15 protein-coding genes and 1 pseudogene are annotated in these 18,451 nt (G+C 60.0%); 7 read left to right on the forward strand and 9 right to left on the reverse strand.

Going from position 1 to position 18,451, the window contains the following annotated elements:
* Window positions 1-32: 32 nt before the first annotated feature.
* From PMI11_RS16050 to PMI11_RS16060, 3 genes are all read right to left on the reverse strand, one after another.
* Window positions 33-1,838 (reverse strand): GGDEF domain-containing protein, encoded by a 1,806-nt coding sequence (locus PMI11_RS16050; RefSeq protein ID WP_007818862.1) that lies wholly within the window; start codon window positions 1,836-1,838, stop codon window positions 33-35.
* A 153-nt stretch (window positions 1,839-1,991) separates the two neighbouring features.
* Window positions 1,992-2,234, reverse strand: coding sequence for a ribbon-helix-helix domain-containing protein (locus PMI11_RS16055; RefSeq protein ID WP_007818863.1), 243 nt, complete (start codon window positions 2,232-2,234; stop codon window positions 1,992-1,994).
* Window positions 2,235-2,446: 212 nt separating this feature from the next.
* Window positions 2,447-2,995: an HdeD family acid-resistance protein gene (locus PMI11_RS16060; RefSeq protein ID WP_007818864.1), complete on the reverse strand. Its 549-nt coding sequence runs from the start codon at window positions 2,993-2,995 to the stop codon at window positions 2,447-2,449.
* A 141-nt stretch (window positions 2,996-3,136) separates the two neighbouring features.
* Here PMI11_RS16060 and betI point away from each other — a divergent pair.
* The 3 genes and pseudogenes from betI to betA all read left to right on the forward strand — a co-directional run.
* Window positions 3,137-3,727, forward strand: a pseudogene (gene betI / locus PMI11_RS16065) (transcriptional regulator BetI); the annotation flags it as partial.
* Between the two features lie 161 nt (window positions 3,728-3,888).
* Window positions 3,889-5,352: a betaine-aldehyde dehydrogenase gene (betB, locus tag PMI11_RS16070; RefSeq protein WP_007818871.1), complete on the forward strand. Its 1,464-nt coding sequence runs from the start codon at window positions 3,889-3,891 to the stop codon at window positions 5,350-5,352.
* A gap of 52 nt (window positions 5,353-5,404) precedes the next feature.
* The gene (gene betA / locus PMI11_RS16075; protein ID WP_007818873.1) at window positions 5,405-7,057 is read left to right on the forward strand and encodes a choline dehydrogenase; all 1,653 of its coding nucleotides are present in this window, start codon (window positions 5,405-5,407) and stop codon (window positions 7,055-7,057) included.
* Here the strand turns inward: betA and PMI11_RS38510 are convergent, their stop codons facing one another.
* The 5 genes from PMI11_RS38510 to PMI11_RS16100 all read right to left on the reverse strand — a co-directional run bounded on the left by PMI11_RS38510 (window position 7,058) and on the right by PMI11_RS16100 (window position 11,622).
* Window positions 7,058-7,246: a type II toxin-antitoxin system RelE/ParE family toxin gene (locus PMI11_RS38510; protein ID WP_157179642.1), complete on the reverse strand. Its 189-nt coding sequence runs from the start codon at window positions 7,244-7,246 to the stop codon at window positions 7,058-7,060.
* Window positions 7,247-7,339: 93 nt separating this feature from the next.
* Window positions 7,340-9,496 carry a methyl-accepting chemotaxis protein gene (locus PMI11_RS16085; protein WP_244430582.1) on the reverse strand — a complete coding sequence of 719 codons (2,157 nt, stop codon included), beginning with the start codon at window positions 9,494-9,496 and terminating at the stop codon, window positions 7,340-7,342.
* Between the two features lie 730 nt (window positions 9,497-10,226).
* Entirely contained in the window at window positions 10,227-10,697 is a 471-nt protein-coding gene (locus PMI11_RS16090) for a DUF6644 family protein (RefSeq protein ID WP_007818878.1), read from the reverse strand.
* 9 nt (window positions 10,698-10,706) lie between these two features.
* Window positions 10,707-11,054, reverse strand: coding sequence for a DUF6152 family protein (locus PMI11_RS16095; RefSeq protein WP_037071512.1), 348 nt, complete (start codon window positions 11,052-11,054; stop codon window positions 10,707-10,709).
* Between the two features lie 121 nt (window positions 11,055-11,175).
* Window positions 11,176-11,622, reverse strand: coding sequence for an RrF2 family transcriptional regulator (locus PMI11_RS16100; RefSeq protein WP_007818882.1), 447 nt, complete (start codon window positions 11,620-11,622; stop codon window positions 11,176-11,178).
* A 420-nt stretch (window positions 11,623-12,042) separates the two neighbouring features.
* Between PMI11_RS16100 and PMI11_RS16105 the strand changes: the two genes are divergently transcribed.
* Genes PMI11_RS16105 through cysN form a run of 3 tightly spaced genes read left to right on the forward strand, consistent with a single transcriptional unit; the run spans window position 12,043 to window position 15,243 of the window.
* Window positions 12,043-12,786 carry a phosphoadenylyl-sulfate reductase gene (locus tag PMI11_RS16105; RefSeq protein WP_007818884.1) on the forward strand — a complete coding sequence of 248 codons (744 nt, stop codon included), beginning with the start codon at window positions 12,043-12,045 and terminating at the stop codon, window positions 12,784-12,786.
* A 17-nt stretch (window positions 12,787-12,803) separates the two neighbouring features.
* Window positions 12,804-13,757: a sulfate adenylyltransferase subunit CysD gene (gene cysD, locus PMI11_RS16110; RefSeq protein ID WP_007818887.1), complete on the forward strand. Its 954-nt coding sequence runs from the start codon at window positions 12,804-12,806 to the stop codon at window positions 13,755-13,757.
* A gap of 1 nt (window position 13,758) precedes the next feature.
* Window positions 13,759-15,243: a sulfate adenylyltransferase subunit CysN gene (gene cysN / locus PMI11_RS16115; RefSeq protein ID WP_007818888.1), complete on the forward strand. Its 1,485-nt coding sequence runs from the start codon at window positions 13,759-13,761 to the stop codon at window positions 15,241-15,243.
* 26 nt (window positions 15,244-15,269) lie between these two features.
* Here cysN and PMI11_RS16120 read toward each other — a convergent pair whose 3' ends face one another.
* Window positions 15,270-16,322: a LacI family DNA-binding transcriptional regulator gene (locus PMI11_RS16120; protein WP_037071521.1), complete on the reverse strand. Its 1,053-nt coding sequence runs from the start codon at window positions 16,320-16,322 to the stop codon at window positions 15,270-15,272.
* Between the two features lie 523 nt (window positions 16,323-16,845).
* On the opposite strand from PMI11_RS16120, the gene PMI11_RS16125 reads away from it, so the two are divergent.
* The gene (locus PMI11_RS16125) at window positions 16,846-18,351 is read left to right on the forward strand and encodes a DegQ family serine endoprotease (RefSeq protein WP_007818892.1); all 1,506 of its coding nucleotides are present in this window, start codon (window positions 16,846-16,848) and stop codon (window positions 18,349-18,351) included.
* The last annotated feature ends 100 nt before the right edge of the window (window positions 18,352-18,451 follow it).

The following is an 18,451-nucleotide window of genomic DNA, read 5'->3' on the forward strand; positions in this document are numbered from 1 at the left end:
GGGACTTGGGAAGGCCGGAAGTGCCAGAGGCGTCAATTCGCCTCGCCTAACGTATGGAATATGAGGCCCTCGTCGCTCTCCTTGGCGCTCGACTTCACCTGGGCGATCTCGGCGCTGACGCGATTGATATCGTCGATGACGAGACCTTCCGGCAGTTCGAGAACGCCGATCGAGCAGCGCATCAGCGGGAAGAAGGCTTCCGCGCCGGCGCGATCGTGACCGTGGATACGGCCGGCGGCGCGGTCCTCATCCGAATAGAGATCGAGCACGTCATCGTGGAAATCGCTGATGAGACGATCGAGGATTTCCGTCAGTTCCTCCTTCGTCCAGCCGACGACGCCGATGAAGAAATCGTCGCCGCCGACATGGCCGAGGAAGTGACGCTCGGCAAAGAAGTAGCGGCGCATCAGTGCGGCAAAGAGCGAGATCGCATGGTCGCCGAGATGAAAGCCGTAGGCATCGTTGAAGGGCTTGAAATTGTCGAAGTCGCAATAGCAGAAATGGCGCACTTCATCGCCGTCTCGGCCGGAATGGCGCATGAAATCGCGGATGGCGCGGTTGCCCGGCAAGCCGGTCAGCGGATTCTGGTCCTGTGCCGTCTTCAGCTGCTTCTCATTGATGACCTTGATCAGCGAAGCGGCGGAGACGACGCCGGCATAGCGCATGTTGTCGGTGAGGATCAGGCAGTTGCTGCCTTCCATATTGGCGAAGATCACCATGAGCTGATCAGCATCGCTGTCGAGGCCGACGATCGGCGCACGCTCGACGAAATGCGAGATGGTGCGCTCATAGTCCTTGTTCTTCAGAAGGTCGCGGCCGAAGGGCTGATAGATATATTCCTTGAGGTGGTGCTCGTGAATGATGCCGCGCGGCTCGCCATTGGCATTGAGAACAGGGAAATAGGCCTGGCGCGGATTGCGGCGGAAGAGCTCGAAGACCGTATCGATGGCATCGCTCTCATAGACGGTCGGCAGCATTTCGATCTGCTTGCGGATGAGGATTTCGTCGAGCGACTGGCTGTTGCCTTTGTTCTTGCCAAGTTCCTGCAGGTGCGGGAAGGCAGGCACGAGCTCGGAGAGATGTGTGGACGGGCGCGAGATGAACCAACCCTGCACGAGGTCCACGCCATAATCGCGGCAGACAATGAATTCGGCTTCCGTCTCGATGCCCTCGGCGATCACCCGGGTGCCGAGCACGTGGGCCATGTTGACAATGCTCTTCAGCAGGTGGCGCTTGCGTGGGCTGCGGTCGATATCGGCGACGAAATGGCGGTCGATCTTCAGGTAGTCGACGGAATAGTCGCAGAGCAGCTTCATCTCGCCATGACCGACGCCGAAGTCGTCGATCGCCAGCTTGAAACCGGCCTTGCGCAGGCGCGAGACGAGATCGGCGAATTCGGGTACGCTGGTATTGTCGAAGCGCTCGGAGAACTCGAAACAGACGGAGGACGGCGGGATATTGGCCGTTTTCAGCTGCAGCAGCAGGCTTTCGACAAGACGATTGCCATGCGGGATGAGGCGAACGTCAAGATTGAGGAAAAGCGTGGCCGTCGCGAAGTTCGAGAGCGTTGCGAATTTGGCGAGCGCGCGGTTCGCGACCATCTGCTCGAGCTGCAGGAGCTGGCCGGTTTCATGGGCTTCATCGAGGATTTCGATCGGCGTTTCGAAGCCGATACGCTCCTGCCCGCGCATGAGGGATTCATAACCGAAGACCGTGCCGGTACCGGCTTCGACAATCGGCTGAAACGCATTTTCAACGACAAGTTTGGCGAGGGTAACGATCTGATCGCTGGCATAACGACGCACGACACCCGGTTCGACGCTGGCAGCCAAAGACATGCCAATCTCCACTGTGACCTTTTCTTTTTCGGCCGGACAATGGAGCAGAAGGGTCAACGAACCCTTTCCTCAGTATGAAACTTTCATGAACGCGCAACCGCTCATGCACGTCAAGCGCTTATTAGGTTTTTGATTTTACAATCAATAGCTTATTCAGGCCGAACGGCGATGCTCGGCTTCATGATCGGCGAACATATCGGCGACGCATCTGCCGCCGCTGGGTGCTCTTTCATCGGCCAGGACTTCGCTGCGATATTCGCCCAATTTGCGGGCGGCATCCCACAGGCGCAGTGCCTCGCGCACGACTTCGCTGCTCGATGCATATCCGCCTTGATCGACAGCATCGCGAATGCCGGCTGCCTGGAGCGGTGAGATGGAAACGGTGACCATCGGCATGGAATTCTCCTCCCATTCTTTTTCGGCAGAGACTGCCTCGGGGGTCCATTTTCGGCTTCTGGGGCGACAAGCGCCAATGCCGAAGTGCCTTAGCACAGGAGGCGGCTCTTCTGCGGAGCCGGCCTTCAATCGCAGAATTTTAGTACCCCGCCATGTTCTTGTCAAAAAAGAAACGGCCGAATCGGACCATCGGTCCGCCTCTCTCCACAGTTTCAAGAACGGATACCTAGGCCGAAAGCGAGCATTGTCCAGCCCTGAACGATGAGATCGACCGCCAGGAAGAGACCGAGGATCCAGAGGCTATTGACGGGCCAGCCAAGCGCGATCACGAAGCCTGCAAGGGCGGTGATGACACCGCTCGCAACAATCCAGCCCCACCCTTTGAGCGGCCGCATGCGCATGCCGACGAAGAGGCGGAAGACACCAGCAATGAGCAGCGCTATGGCCAGAAACAGGGTCAAGGCGGCGGACGTAAGGATGGGGTTGACGAAGGCGCAGACGCCAGCGAGCACATAAAGCACACCGCTCAACGCCCAGAAGAGCACATGATCCCAGCCGCGCACCTGGAAGGCGTGGATGAGATAGATGACACCGCCTGCCAGCATCAGCATGCCGACATAAAAGACCGAAGCGACGGTCGCCATCAGCAGGTTGCTGAGAGCGATGAGGCCGCAGATGAGAAGCAGCACGCCGAGACCGACGAACCATACCCATTTCGACCGCAACGGGGATTCGGGCATTCCGTCGTAAATATTGGCCATTGGCGCACCTCCTGATTGCTGGAGATATGCTGCAGCAATTTCTCGCGAAAAGAGGTGATCCGGATCAATCCGGCGAAAGATTTTTGTTGATTGATCAATCAATCAAAAATACGCTTCAATCTATTCTCGGGAGAAATGAGCTTGCCGAAGGTCGGAATGGAACCGGTGCGCCGCAAGGCGCTTGTGGATGCGGCGCTGCGGGTGATTGGCGATCACGGCTCGCTGACCGTCACCATGTCCGATATCGCCCGGCGGGCCGGCGTGTCGCCAGCCCTTGCCCACCACTATTTCGGCAGCAAGGAACAGCTGCTGATCGAGACAATCCGTTTCCTTTTGCGCCAGCTGCGCGAGGACGCGGTGACGGCACTGGGACAAGCGGCAACGCCACGGGAGCGGATCTCGGCCGTCATCCGCGTCAGCTTTAACGCCGATCAGTTCGCGCCGCAGACGATTGCCGCCTGGCTTGCCTTCTATGCCGAGGCGCAGCGATCCGAAGAGACACGGCGTTTCCTCGTCATCTATGCGCGGCGCCTGCGCTCCAACCTGCTTGCGGCTCTCAAGGCTCTTTGCCCTGACGATGCCGCAGAACGCATCGCCGAGGGCGCGGCCGCGATGATCGACGGGCTCTATATCCGGCAAAGTCTGAAATCGGCGCCGATCGGCATTACAGCCTCGATCGCGCTGACGGAGGATTATGTGAATGCGCTCCTGGCAGCCACCTCCCCTTCTCCCCGACGGGGAGAAGATGTCCGAAGGACAGATGGGGGGGTGAGCGACGCAGGAGCGAGCGGCCGCAAGGCCGAGACTGCGGCCCCCTCATCCGGCCCTTCGGGCCACCTTCTCCCCGACGGGGAGAAGGGACGACCAGATCGAACCACCCAAGGACAAATGACATGAAAGCCCAGCCGAAAGCATCGCACTTCATCGACGGGGAATATGTCGAGGATGACAGCGGTACCCTTATCGAGAGCATCTATCCGGCGACCGGCGAAGTGATCGCCCGGCTTTATGCCGCAACGCCTGCGATTGTCGAGAAGGCGATCGCGGCTGCCAAACGCGCGCAGCCGGAATGGGCGGCCTTGAGCCCGATGGCGCGCGGGCGCATCCTGAAGCGCGCGGCCGAGATCATGCGCGAGCGCAACCGCGAGCTTTCGGAGCTGGAAACGCTCGATACCGGCAAGCCGATCCAGGAAACTGTCGTCGCCGACCCGACGTCGGGCGCCGATGCCTTCGAATTCTTCGGCGGCGTAGCACCGGCGGGACTGAACGGTTCGCATATCCCGCTTGGCCAGGACTTTGCCTATACCAAGCGCGTGCCGCTTGGTGTCTGCGTCGGCATCGGCGCCTGGAACTATCCGCAGCAGATCGCCTGCTGGAAGGGCGCGCCGGCGCTGGTGGCCGGCAATGCCATGGTCTTCAAGCCTTCGGAAACCACGCCGCTCGGGGCGCTGAAGATTGCCGAAATCCTGCACGAGGCCGGCCTGCCGAAGGGGCTCTACAACGTCATCCAGGGTGACCGGGACACCGGGCCGCTGCTCGTCAACCACCCTGATGTCGCCAAGGTTTCGCTGACCGGCTCGGTGCCAACAGGACGCAAGGTGGCTGCCGCGGCCGCAGGCCAGCTCAAGCACGTGACGATGGAGCTTGGCGGCAAGTCACCGCTGATCGTCTTCGACGACGCCGATCTCGACAGCGCCGTCGGCGGCGCGATGCTCGGCAATTTCTATTCGACGGGCCAGGTCTGCTCCAACGGCACGCGCGTCTTCGTGCAGAAGAAGATCAAGGGTGAATTCCTGAAACGGCTGAAGACGCGGACCGAAGCGATCCTCATCGGCGACCCGATGGATGAAGCCACGCAGCTTGGTCCGATGGTCTCCTGGGCGCAGCGCGAGAAGGTGCTTGCCTATATCGAGAAGGGCAAGGCCGAGGGTGCGACACTGGTGACCGGCGGCGGTATCCCGAACCATGTGACGGGCGAAGGCTATTACGTGCAGCCGACCGTCTTTGCCAATGTCACCGACGGGATGACGATCGCGCGCGAAGAGATCTTCGGCCCGGTCATGTGTGTGCTCGATTTCGACGATGAAGCCGAGGTGATCAAGCGCGCCAATACGACGGAGTTCGGCCTCTCCGGCGGCGTCTTCACCGCAGATCTCACGCGCGCTCACCGCGTCGTCGACCAGCTGGAGGCCGGCACGCTCTGGATCAATACCTACAATCTTTGCCCGGTGGAAATCCCGTTCGGGGGATCGAAGCAATCGGGCTTCGGACGGGAGAATTCGCTGGCAGCGCTTGAGCACTATAGCGAGCTGAAGACGGTTTATGTCGGCATGGGGCCGGTCGCCTCGCCGTACTGAGCCCATCCAAAATCGACGCATCCGTTGCACACGACAATCCAAAGGGAACAGCATGCAACAGGCAGATTTCGTCATCGTCGGCTCCGGCTCGGCAGGTTCGGCACTGGCCTACCGGCTTTCGGAAGACGGCAAGAACACGGTCATCGTCATCGAGGCGGGTGGCTCGGATTTCGGGCCGTTCATCCAGATGCCGGCGGCCCTTGCCTGGCCGATGAGCATGAAGCGCTATAACTGGGGTTATCTTTCCGAGCCCGAGCCAAATCTCAACAATCGGCGCATCACTGCGCCGCGCGGCAAGGTGATCGGCGGCTCCTCCTCCATCAACGGCATGGTCTATGTGCGCGGTCACGCGGAAGACTATAACAGGTGGGAAGAGCTCGGTGCGAATGGCTGGGCCTATGCGGATGTGCTTCCCTATTTCAAGCGCATGGAGAACTCGCACGGCGGCGAGGAAGGCTGGCGCGGCACGGACGGCCCTCTGCATGTGCAGCGCGGCGTGGTGAAGAACCCGCTGTTTCACGCCTTCATCGACGCCGGAAAACAAGCGGGCTTCGAGACGACCGAGGACTATAACGGCTCGAAGCAGGAAGGCTTCGGACTGATGGAACAGACCATCCATCGTGGCCGGCGTTGGTCGGCGGCAAACGCCTATCTGAAGCCGGCGCTGAAGCGGCCGAATGTCGAGCTCGTTAAGGGCTTCGCGCGCAGGATCATCATCGAGAACGGCCGCGCGACGGGCGTGGAAATCGAGCGCGGCGGCGCAACCGAGATCGTCAAGGCCAATCGCGAGGTGATCGTCTCGGCCTCCTCCTTCAATTCGCCGAAACTTTTGATGCTGTCAGGCATCGGCCCCGGCGGGCATCTGCAGGACATAGGCATCGAGGTAAAGGTCGACCGGCCGGGCGTCGGCGCCAATCTGCAGGACCATATGGAATTCTATTTCCAGCAGATCTCGACGAAGCCAGTGTCGCTCTATTCCTGGCTGCCATGGTTCTGGCAGGGCGTGGCCGGTACACAATGGCTGCTTTCCAAGGGCGGCCTCGGCGCCTCCAACCAATTCGAGGCCTGCGCCTTCCTGCGTTCCGCGCCGGGGCTGAAGCAGCCAGATATCCAATATCATTTCCTGCCGGTCGCCATCAGCTATGACGGCAAGGCGGCGGCCAACACGCACGGCTTCCAGGTGCATGTCGGCTACAATCTGTCGAAATCACGAGGCAACGTCACGCTGCGCTCGGCCGATCCGAAGGCCGATCCGGTACTGCGCTTCAACTATATGAGCCATGCCGAAGACTGGGAGAAGTTCCGTCACTGCGTGCGCCTCACCCGCGAGATTTTCGGCCAGAAGGCCTTCGACCATTATCGCGGCCCGGAAATCCAGCCGGGCGAAAAGGTGCAAAGCGACGACGAGATCGACGCTTTCCTGCGCGAGCATCTGGAAAGCGCCTATCATCCCTGCGGCACTTGCCGGATGGGTGCGAAGGACGATCCGATGGCTGTCGTCGATCCCGATACACGGGTGATCGGAGTCGATGGCCTGCGCGTTGCCGACAGCTCGATCTTCCCGCATGTCACCTATGGCAATCTGAATGGTCCGTCGATCATGACGGGCGAGAAGGCCGCAGACCATATTCTCGGCAAACAGCCGATAGCGCGTTCCAATCAAGAGCCGTGGATCAATCCGCGCGCTGCGGTGAGCGATCGGTAGTCAGTGGTAGTCTTCTTCGCGGCGATGACGGACGGCGAGCACGATGACTGTCGCTTCGTCGATCACTTTGAGAAGAATGACATATCCGGCTGGGCCGAACGGCACGACGAGTTCACGCAGCAGCAGACCATCCGTGGAGGCGCGTCTGGCCTCTGCCGAAGGGCATAAAAAACTAGAGCGGGATGCCAGAAAGCGTGCGCGGTTTTCGGCATCCCGCTCTTATCTTTTTGATTGAGTGACGGGTTCAGATTTCAGGTCGATTCGACCTGAAATCATCCGGCTTCAGGCTGCGCGAGATACCTTTCGGCCCTGCTCTCTCTGCGTTCGCATCTGGAACTGGGCCAGCAGTTCGGAAAGACGACCGCTTTCTTCCGCGAGACCTGCTCCGGCGGCGTTCATCTCTTCGACCATCGCGGCGTTCTGCTGCGTGACCTGATCCATATGGTTCACGGATGTATTGATTTCCGAAAGACCGGATGCCTGTTCCTTGGCGGCAACTGCGATCGCTTCCATATGCTGGTTTATCGCTACAACCAGTTGCGCGATTTCCTTCAAACCGTCGCCGGTATTGTTGACCAGAGTAACACCCTGATTGACCGCAGCCTCGGAGTTGCCGATCAGCGTCTTGATTTCCTTGGCCGCCTGGGCCGAACGCTGGGCAAGCTCACGAACCTCCTGAGCCACAACCGCAAAGCCCTTACCAGCTTCGCCCGCCCGGGCTGCCTCGACACCGGCGTTCAGCGCAAGAAGGTTGGTCTGGAACGCGATCTCATCGATGACACCGATGATGTTGCTGATCTGGCTGGATGCGGTTTCGATCTTCTGCATGGCATCGACAGCGTTCGATACCACTTCCCTGGAGGTTTCCGCACGAGCGCTCGCGTGACGGACCATCTCGCGAGCTTCGCTGGCGCGTTCCGATGTCTGCTTGACGTTGGTCGTGACTTGCTCCAGCGCGGCGGCCGTTTCTTCCAACGACGCAGCCTGCTGTTCGGTGCGCTTGGAAAGCTGGTCCGAGGCGGTCGAAATTTCGCCGCTGCCGCTGCGAACGCTGCGCGCAGTATGGCTCACACTTTCAAGCGTAGTACGCAACTGGCGCACGGAATCGTTGAAGTCGTGGCGAAGCGTCTCGAATTGTTCGCTGAAGACTTCGTCGATCTCGCACAACATATCGCCGGAGGCGAGACGCTTGAGACCGTCGGCAAGTCCCGATGTCGCCTGCGTCAAACGCTCTTCCGCCTCGCGTTCCACCTTTTGCTGGATGGCGATGCGCTCGATCTCGGACGCCTGGCGCGACCGCTCCGCTTCTGCTTCCAGGTTCTTGTTGTGAAGAGCAGCCTGCTTGAACACTTCGACCGCGCGGGCCATCTCGCCGATCTCGTCCGTTCTGTTGGCGCCGGAGACGACAACCGAAAGCTCCCCGCTTGCCAGCTTGCGCATGACCGCCGTCAGCATGCTGATCGGATTGGCGACACGGAAAACTACCATCATGATTCCGGCGATCGACAAAGCAAATGTAAGGAGTGTGGCGACACTATAAATAATGATCGACTGCGTTGCGGCGGAAACATTTTCAGACGTTGCGTTCGTCATCTCCGTCAGCGCCGCTGCTGCGATGTCTGCGAGCGAAGCCTGCGCCGGGCCTGCAGGTTTGCGCCATTCGTCGACAGCGATGTTCATCGGCTGACCGGCCTGGAAAGATTTGATCGCTGCTACCCGCTGATCCGCAAAGGGTCCGGCAAAGTAGGTCGTCTGCGCGGTGTCGTACAATTTCACGAGCCCCGCAGGCGTTGCCGGGCTGCGTACTATCTGCGTGATGACACTCCATGCAAAATTGACCTTCGCATCCAGGAGAGCGATTTCCGCAAGCTTGCCGGCGGGCAAAGCTTCTTTGGCGATAATCGCACCCACAAATGTCGAGTTTGCCGATCCGGCATTGGTGCGGGCCGACCATGCAAGCGAGCGAAGCTGCGTGAACATCATCATTCCGGGCTCACGCGCATTGATGGCAGCCTCGATGTCGTTGGCGGCCTTTTCGAGATCGCCTAGCATCTTATCCGCCAGTGGCAGAACCTGCGCGGCCAAGGCAGGGTCACGACTGGCGACCGGCATTTTCAGAGCCGCGTCGATCTGCTGACGGAAGGACATCCATTGACTGTACCCCTGAAGGACAGGGGAAAGCGAGGTCCGCAGCGCGGTCGAACCGCTGTCGTCATTCAAGTCTTTGATCGCTGCAAACGCGGGATCGACACTCTTTCGCCCCGCTTCGAGGTTGACCAGGCTGGATTGCGTTTCAGAGGGCTCGAGTTTGATGGCCGACGAAATAGCGCCGCGCTCGCCGCGCAATCCGAGCAGTGCATCGAACAGCCTCGCGTCGAGCTGAGCGAGCTCCGAAAGCCGTGTGGAATTCTGATAGACGCGAACTTCCTGCTGCAGCATGCTGCCGACAAGTCCAATGACTGCAAGACTTAATCCCACAAAGGCTAGAACCAAAGTGTGCTTGATCGAAATTTTCACTTTAATTACCCCAAAAGACAGCAATCACGGCCTGAATTATGCTTCGTCGAAGCTCAACAAATGCTTCCTGCAGCAACCGAATTGCCTACCCGCAACCCGTTGCGTTCAAAGATGTTATGAGCTTGCGCGAAAACGATAAAAATTGAATTAAACGCTTGCAGGTTACAATATGACTGGCTGGCAGCTCTCAGTTTTTTCGCCAGATGCCATGCGCATGGACCGACGCAACTTTAGACCGACGATCGTCAGTGTGCGAATGGACACTGAGTCCCGCGTCTTGCACTCTTTGGCGAATGAGTCATGCATGCCTAACTGAGACTAGCGCTACTTTGGCGGATCGAGGGTTAATCAACCAACAGGTGGGAAGGCATGGCCTCCAAGAAGGACGGGCCATGGATTGGGATGCTGCCTGACGGAAGGACATCCATTGACTGTACCCCTGAAGGACAGGGGAAAGCGAGGTCCGCAGCGCGGTCGAACCGCTGTCCTTCAGGGTCACGACTGGCGACCGGCATTTTCAGAGCCGCGTCGATCTGCTGACGGAATGGTTGACGCCATTTGTCGATCTGCCTGGTCACAATGCTCGTCGGCGCCGTTCCGGCAGGGGCTGCCGCCGACGGCGCAGCTGAGCGACATCAGGCGTACGGCCACGTCAGAGAAAACCGATCCACCTGCCGGCGACGACGGCAGCGATCCATATTATCGCCGAAAGAGCCGCGGAGAACCGCATGGCGGGACGGACGATGCCGATCGTCATCGCCGCCCGCCAGCCCGGCCCGGCATGAACCAGGAGCACATTGAGGATACCGAAAGCGATCAGTCCGAGCTTGGCGAGGAAGGCTGGATTGGCCGCATATTCGCCCGGGCGGACGCTGAAGAGGCAGAAGCCGGTGAGCAAAGCCAGGGCGAGGCCGACGCCGGCTGAACAGGACAGGAATGGCGCGACGACCTCCACCGGCACCTTACCGAAAAACCCGGCGAGCCTGAGATCAAGCGGCAGGATGGCGCCGACCAGAAGACCGATCGCCAGGATATGGGCGGCATTGACGAACATATAGAGCGTCGCGGAGCGCCGAAGCTCGACCGCGAGCGTGGTGGCAGCCAGCCATTCGAGAAGCTCCATGACGAGGCGTCAGTTCGTCTGGATGCGTTCCGGATAAATATCGTAGCGCTTTTCACCAATGGTGATGCGCACCGCCTTCAGCCGTTTCTCGGTGCGGTCCTGCGACCGGTTTCCGAGCGCTATGACCTGATCACCAGGTTTTGCGACACCTTCCACGAAACCTGCACGTTCCGTCTGACGCGGATTGCCGAGCTCGACGCGCCAGACACCGTCATCAACGGTTGTGACATCGAGCGTCGGATGCGGCCCGCCCATGGATATCTGCTGGATGGTGCCGCGAAGCTCGATCTGGTCGGCTTCCGCCCATGACCAGCCGTGATGGGCCGCAGCACCGCTTGCGACTGTCGCCGACAGCAGGACTTCGTCTTTCCAAAAATGAAAACATGATGTTTCTCCCTACCCGAATGCACGGGCAGGTGGAGCATGTCAGGCAGATGGAAAGGTCACTCACCGAATCTTGAAGGCCGGTGAGAGGGGATCAGGCAAGCAGACGGGTGACTTCCGCACCACGCTTGGTGCCGACGGCGTCGGCAATCGTCGTGGAGAACAGCACCTTGCGAGTGGCGTCCGCTACCTTGGCGAAGACGTGGCGAATTTGGCAGGTCTGCTCGCCGTCGCAATCATCGCACTTGCGGTAGGCGGTGATCGACAGGCAGGGCAGCGGCGCGATCGGGCCATCGATGATGCGCAGGATCTCGCCGAAGGTGATGCTGTGGGCCGGCTTCAACAGCAGGTAGCCGCCCTGCTTGCCGCGGCGGCTGACGACGATGCCGTGATGTTTGAGGTCGAGCAGAATCTGTTCCAGAAACTTCTTCGGGATCTTTTGCTGCACAGCAATGTCGGAAATCATGACGGGTTCGTCGGCCGCAGCTTCCGCCAGAACCGTCAGCGCCCGCAGCGCATATTTTGCCTTTTGCGTAATCATCTCGGACCGTCGACACACACAGAGCGGTGTCAAATCCCGACATCGCCAAAAAAGCTAATTGCCTCTATTGCACGGCCAGCATGAACGGAATTTGAACGCGCTGGAAAAAGCCTTGAGAGACAAGTATTTTGGCCCTGTTTTTCACCCTCGGCCAACAGGTGATAATCTATGTCAAAAGAGGATAATTTTCATCATCCCCGCCATCAATTCAGATTTCCAATTGACAGGCGCCGTGTAACACTACTATTTCTATAGACATTAAGTTCGAGGCGCCATTTCTGCGCCTGCGGCTGCTTTTCTGCATTGCGGCAGGATGGGAGAGATATTTGCTCCGCTAAGCAGTCCTTTCGAAATCCCTTTTTCTGTCCGATCCGTCCTTCAGCTGTAATACTCCGGCCAATATCAAGGACAGGATCCCCCATGACTGTTATCAATCCGATCGAAGAAGCCGAGGCTTTGGCTGACAAGCTTTCGGGTCTCGACCTTGCTGGCCGGCTTTCGTACGTCGCCGGCCTTGGCGGGCGAGTGGTCTTCACCACCTCGCTCGGCATCGAGGACCAGGTCATATCAGCCGAGATTGGCACGCATCGCCTGCCGATCGACGTCGTCACGCTGCAGACAGGGCGGCTTTTCCCGGAAACGCTTGCGCTGATCGACGAGACCGAGAGCCAGTACGACATTCACATCGTCAGCTATGAACCGGAGCAGGCCGACATCGACGCTTACGCGGCGAAATACGGCATAAACGGTTTCTACGAGAGTGTCGAAGCCAGACTTGCCTGTTGTGGCGTGCGCAAGCTGAAGCCGCTTGCGCGGGCGCTGGCAGGCGCAACAATCTGGATCACCGGCCTGCGCCGCGGTCAGTCGGCCAATCGCGCCGAGACGCCCTTTGCCGAATATGACGCCGAACGCCACCTGTTGAAGGTCAACCCGCTCGCCGACTGGGACATCGACAAGATCAAGGCCTTTGTTGCCGACAACAGCGTGCCTGTCAATCCGATGCATGCCCGCGGTTATCCCTCGATCGGCTGCGAGCCCTGCACCCGCGCCATCAAGCCCGGCGAGCCGGAACGTGCCGGCCGCTGGTGGTGGGAACAGGATGAGAAGCGCGAATGCGGTCTGCATGTCGCCGAAGAGGCGGCAGCGATCGCCGTGCAGCAATAAGAAGTCTGGAGTACGCAATGCCCGATACCCGTCAGGATACGGAACTGACCAATCCGCAGAGTGCCAAGCCGCCGCTCGACCCGCATCTGAAAGCCCTGGAAAACGAAGCGATCCACATCTTCCGCGAAGTTGCCGCCGAATTCGAGCGTCCGGTGATGCTCTATTCGATCGGCAAGGATTCCTCCGTCCTGCTGCATCTTGCCCGCAAGGCCTTCTATCCCGGCCGCGTGCCCTTCCCGCTGCTGCACGTCAACACCGGCTGGAAATTTGCGGAGATGATCACCTTCCGCGATGAGATCGTGAAGAAGTACGATCTCGATCTGATCGAGCATATCAATCCGCGCGGTACGGCTGAAAACATCACGCCGTTCACCTATGGCTCGGCCCGCTATACCGACATCATGAAGACGGAAGCGCTGCGCAATGCGCTGGATGCCGGCCAGTACGACGCAGCCTTCGGCGGCGCGCGACGCGACGAGGAAGCCTCCCGTGCCAAGGAGCGCATCTACTCGTTCCGCACGCCGGACCATCGCTGGGATCCGCGCAACCAGCGCCCGGAACTCTGGAACGTCTATAACGGCCAGATCCGCAAGGGCGAAAGCGTTCGCGTCTTTCCGCTGTCGAACTGGACCGAGGTCGATATCTGGCGCTACATCCAGGCCGAGGATATCCCGATCGTGCCGCTCTATTTCGCGGCCAAGCGCCCCTATGTGGAGCGCGACGGCATGATGATTGCGGCCTCCGATCCGCGCCTAGAACTGCTGCCCGGTGAAACAAAGCAGGAAGATTCCATCCGCTTCCGCACACTCGGCTGCTTCCCGTTGACCGGCGCGATCCGCTCGACCGCCACCACCCTTGAAGAGATCATCGCGGAGCTGGAGATCGCCACGGTTTCCGAGCGCCAGGGCCGCGCCATCGACCGCGATCAGTCCGGTTCCATGGAAAAGAAGAAGCGTGAAGGATATTTCTGAGATGACCGCAGCAATTCCCGCAAACGTTGTCGCCGTGCCCGCCGCCGAGCCCCTGAAGGCCGTGCGCGACTCGCGCCCGTTGCGCCTCATCACCTGCGGCAGCGTCGATGACGGCAAGTCCACCCTGATCGGCCGCCTGCTCTGGGATACCAAGGCCGTCAAGGAAGACCAGGCTGCAACGCTTCGCCGCGATTCCACCGGTAAGCAGAACGATCTCGGCCTGCCGGATTTCGCGCTGCTGCTCGATGGCCTTCAGGCAGAGCGCGAACAGGGCATCACCATCGATGTCGCCTATCGCTATTTCTCGACCGACAAGCGCTCCTTCATCGTCGCCGACACGCCCGGCCACGAGCAGTACACCCGCAACATGGCGACCGGCGCCTCCACCGCCGATCTCGCCGTATTGCTGGTCGATGCCCGCGCCGGCATTCTCGAGCAGACGCGCCGTCACGCGACGATCGCCTCGCTGCTCGGCATCAAGCAGTTCGTTCTCGCCGTCAACAAGATCGACCTGACGAACTACGACCGTGCCGGCTTCGATAAGATCACCCACGAATTCAAGGAATTCGCGCTGTCGCTCGGCGTCAAGCAGATCACCGCGATCCCGATGTCGGCGCTGAAGGGCGAAAACGTCGTCTATTCCGGCCAGGCGGCAATGCCCTGGTACAGCGGCCCGACTCTGGTCGAAACGCTGGAACATGCGACCGTGCGCTCCGGCCAGACCACCGGCTTCCGCCTTTCGGTTCAGCGCGTCTCGCGTCCGGGCGAAAGCTTCCGCGGCTATCAGGGCACGGTTGCCGGCGGCTCTGTGAAGCCAGGCGACAGCGTGATGATCCTGCCTTCGGGCATGGTGGCCAACGTCACCAAGATCGTCACCTTCGACCTGGTGCGTAATGCGGCTGTTGCCGGTGATGCGATCACGCTCGTGCTCGACCGTCAGGTGGACGTTGCGCGCGGCGATATGATCGTCTCGATCGACTCGCAGCCGCAGACCGGCCTTTCCTTCGATGCGCAGGTCGTTGCCCTGCAGCCTGAGGGCATCGAAGCCGGCAAGCGCTACTGGCTGAAGAGCGGCTCGCGCCGCCAGCGTGTTCAGGTAGAACCCGTCAGCCAGCTGGAGCTCAAGACCGGCGCATGGAATTCCGCCCAGCGGCTTTACATGAATGCTATCGGCAAGGTGCGCCTCGTTTTCGACGAAGCCGCAATCTTCGATCCCTACGAACAGAACCGCGCGACCGGCTCCTTCATCCTGATCGATCCCGAGACGAACAACACCATCGCCGGCGGCATGGTGACCGGCAAGCGCGCCGACGTCAGCGGTCTGCATGGCAATGATGCCCGCGTCATCCTCTCACTTCCGGCCGATCTCGCTGAGCAGATCATGGCAAGTGAGTTGTTCGCCAAGCGCAGCCACGAAGCGGAGGTGCGCCGCATGACGGCGTCGGAAGCGGCCGAACTCTGGTCGAGCGCGGCCAGCGATATCTAAGAAAAAAGGGGCCGGTCGGCCCCTTTTTATTGCTTCGGCATCGAGCGTGTCGAACCGCGCTCGATGATCGAAAAGCCGAGATCGACCCTGTGCTCTTCTGCCGGCTCCTCGCGGATGGCGCGCAGCAGCATATCGGCGACGCGGCGGCCCAGATCATGACGCGGAACATGCACCGTCGTCAGAGATGGCGAGGTGAACTGCGCAAATTCCAAATCGTTGAAACCGCAGATACCGAAATCATCGGGCACGCTGATGCCGCGTTCGTTGCATTCGATCAGCGCCCCGAGGGCGAGATCATCATTTTGCGCAAGGATCGCATCGAGATCCGGCACCCGTTCCAGCAGCTCGCTGAACAGGCGCCGTCCGAGACCGATGCTGGTGGAACCGTCTTCGCCGTGTGTCAGCGACGCATTGTCGAGACCGGCCTGGCGCATGGCCTCCTCATATCCCGCACGACTGCGGCGCGAGCGGATATCGCTGAGCCCGCCAATGAAACCAATCCGCTTGTACCCTTTCGACAGAAGGAAACGGGTGGCAGCGGCGGCGGCGACATGATGCGACATGCCGACAAGCAGCGTTTCCGGCGGCTGGCTGAGATCGGCAACGTGGGCGACCGGAAAGGCGGCCGCATCCATCAGCATCGCAAGGCCGTCATAATATTCTGCGTTGACGAGGATGATCCCGGCCGGCTTCTGCGCCAGGAAGGATTTGAACTGGTTGATCTCCTGATCGACATCGTTGAGCGTGTTGGCGTATTGGACGCGCAGATCCGTAGCGCGCAACCGCTCCTCGATGCCCATCATCACACCGGTGAAGTAGGGATGATGAAGCGACGGCGTGATGACGCCGACAATGCCGCTGTGGCGGCCGGCAAGAGCGCGGGCGGCAAGATTGGGGATGTAGCCCATCTCGTCGACGGTGCGCAGGATGACCTCTCGCAGCTCTTCAGAGACGATTTCGGGATTGCGAAGCGCACGCGAGATTGTGATCGGACTGACCCCTACCCTCTTTGCAACATCACTCAGCTTTACATGGGAACCGCGCTTCTTTTCCCGCCCCGGCTTCACTGAATCCCTCATCGCTTCCCGCATGCCGCCGCGAGCCTGGCCCTTCGCCGATTCGCAGTTTCCTCTTTCTGAAGAAAAATTAATTTAGAGTCTACTAACATTTTAACATTCCGCTTCAACCAAACCGCGAAAAAACATGAACAACCATTGCGAATGGTTCGATTTAATACGCGGCTGGCGGCCGGCGGATCACGGGAAAGTGGGATATATTTTACTATTCTGGCACCTTGCGGTGCGGGCAACAGCAGGCGCCGGGAGAATTGCGGCAATGCTTGGCCAGTCAAGATTAAATTATAGTAATGTCTTACGATACCGTAATACAAACATGATCAATGTTTAATTTGTAAATCCCGCAGAACGGGTCATATAGATATCAAGCGCCAGTTCTTCCCGAACACAGTATTCGCCACATCATACAGGCGAAATCCAGGTAATCTACGGTAAAAACTAGCGGTAATACTTATCGACGCCATGGTCCATGGCATGGAACCAAGACGCCATTCAAATGCCAACGCTCTCGCAAGGGACTTCCACCATGTCAAACATTCTTCGCAAGCATCGGGCCGCAGCACTTGTCGGAGCGGCCATCGTTCTCGGCGCGGCCTCCCTGCCCTTCGCCATCTCCTCTTACTCGACGGCTCTTGCCGCTCCGGCTGAGACAGGGGGCGTTCTTGCCTCCAACGGCTCGTTTGCTTCCATCGTCGACGCCGACAAGCCGGCGGTGGTAACCATTACCACCACGATGAAGGCAACCAACGCCAGCGCCGACAGTTCACCGATGGACGAGCAGTTCCGCCAGTTCTTCGAACAGCAGGGTATTCCTCTGCCGCACCAGGCACCACAGCAGCAGCAGCAATCGCAGCATGCCATGGCGCTCGGCTCCGGCTTCGTCATCAGCCCTGATGGTGTGATCGTCACCAACAACCACGTCATCGACAATGCCATCGACATCAAGGTCACACTCGATGACGGCACCGAACTGCCGGCCAAGCTGCTTGGCGCAGATGCCAAGTCCGACCTCGCGGTTCTGAAGATTCAGGCTCCGCATCCGCTTGCGACCATCGCCTGGGGCGATTCCGACAAGCTGAAGCTCGGCGACCAGATCCTTGCCATCGGCAACCCGTTCGGCATCGGCACCACCGTAACGGCCGGCATCGTCTCGGCCCGCGGCCGTGACCTGCACAGCGGCCCCTATGACGACTTCATCCAGATCGATGCACCGATTAACCACGGCAATTCCGGCGGCCCGCTGGTCGATCGTGACGGCAATGTCGTCGGCATCAATACCGCCATCTACTCGCCGAACGGCGGCAGTGTCGGCGTCGGCTTCGCCATTCCTTCGTCTGAAGCAAAGACGATCGTTGCCAAGCTGCAGAAGGACGGTTCGATCGATCACGGCTATCTCGGCGTGCAGATCCAGCCGGTCACGCAGGATGTCGCCGATGCTGTCGGCCTCTCCAAGGCTGAAGGCGCGCTGGTTGCTACCGTTTCCAACGAAGCGCCTGCCGCGCATGCCGGCGTGAAGACCGGCGACATCGTGACGGCCGTCGGCAGCGAAAGCGTCAAGACGCCGAAGGATCTGTCGCGCCTCGTTGCCGATCTGTCCCCAGGTGCGAAGGAAACGCTGACCGTCTGGCGTGACGGCAAGACGGTCGATCTCAACGTCACCGTCGGCGGCAATGAAGACACCCAGAAGCAGGCTGCTGCCGAAAGCAGCGACGATCAGGGCCAGGCTGCTGGCCAGCCGAGCCTCGGCATCGGCCTTGCCGACCTGACGCCCGATGTCCGCCAGCAGCTCAACCTGCCCCACAACGTTGCCGGCGCAGTTGTTGCCAACGTCAACCCGGACAAGTCGGCCGCTGCCGCCGGCATCCAGCCCGGTGACGTGATCGTTTCGGTCAACGACAAGCCGGTGCATGACGCCCGCGACGTCAAGACCGCCGTCGCCGATGCCGGCAAGTCCGGCCGCAAGTCGGTGCTGCTCCTGATCGAACGCGGCGGCAACAAGACCTTCGTGGCCGTGCCCTTCGCCGCCGCTTGAAGGGCATCCACGTGAGCGCTGCGCCCGGACCAGTTCCGGGCGCAGTTGTTTCTAACCAAGCATCAACTTCAGATCGGCTGCCAGTCTTTGAACGGCAGCC

Source organism: Rhizobium sp. CF142 (assembly GCF_000281145.1).
Classification (GTDB): domain Bacteria; phylum Pseudomonadota; class Alphaproteobacteria; order Rhizobiales; family Rhizobiaceae; genus Rhizobium.

What these genes read in the sequence shown, in the direction of transcription:
- PMI11_RS16050 (WP_007818862.1), bottom strand. Translation starts at nt 1,838, where the DNA reads ATGTCTTTGGCTGCCAGCGTCGAACCGGGTGTCGTGCGTCGTTATGCC.
- PMI11_RS16055 (WP_007818863.1), bottom strand. Translation starts at nt 2,234, where the DNA reads ATGCCGATGGTCACCGTTTCCATCTCACCGCTCCAGGCAGCCGGCATT.
- PMI11_RS16060 (WP_007818864.1), bottom strand. Translation starts at nt 2,995, where the DNA reads ATGGCCAATATTTACGACGGAATGCCCGAATCCCCGTTGCGGTCGAAA.
- betB (WP_007818871.1), top strand. Translation starts at nt 3,889, where the DNA reads ATGAAAGCCCAGCCGAAAGCATCGCACTTCATCGACGGGGAATATGTC.
- betA (WP_007818873.1), top strand. Translation starts at nt 5,405, where the DNA reads ATGCAACAGGCAGATTTCGTCATCGTCGGCTCCGGCTCGGCAGGTTCG.
- PMI11_RS16085 (WP_244430582.1), bottom strand. Translation starts at nt 9,496, where the DNA reads ATGCTGCAGCAGGAAGTTCGCGTCTATCAGAATTCCACACGGCTTTCG.
- PMI11_RS16090 (WP_007818878.1), bottom strand. Translation starts at nt 10,697, where the DNA reads ATGGAGCTTCTCGAATGGCTGGCTGCCACCACGCTCGCGGTCGAGCTT.
- PMI11_RS16100 (WP_007818882.1), bottom strand. Translation starts at nt 11,622, where the DNA reads ATGATTACGCAAAAGGCAAAATATGCGCTGCGGGCGCTGACGGTTCTG.
- PMI11_RS16105 (WP_007818884.1), top strand. Translation starts at nt 12,043, where the DNA reads ATGACTGTTATCAATCCGATCGAAGAAGCCGAGGCTTTGGCTGACAAG.
- cysD (WP_007818887.1), top strand. Translation starts at nt 12,804, where the DNA reads ATGCCCGATACCCGTCAGGATACGGAACTGACCAATCCGCAGAGTGCC.
- cysN (WP_007818888.1), top strand. Translation starts at nt 13,759, where the DNA reads ATGACCGCAGCAATTCCCGCAAACGTTGTCGCCGTGCCCGCCGCCGAG.
- PMI11_RS16120 (WP_037071521.1), bottom strand. Translation starts at nt 16,322, where the DNA reads ATGAGGGATTCAGTGAAGCCGGGGCGGGAAAAGAAGCGCGGTTCCCAT.
- PMI11_RS16125 (WP_007818892.1), top strand. Translation starts at nt 16,846, where the DNA reads ATGTCAAACATTCTTCGCAAGCATCGGGCCGCAGCACTTGTCGGAGCG.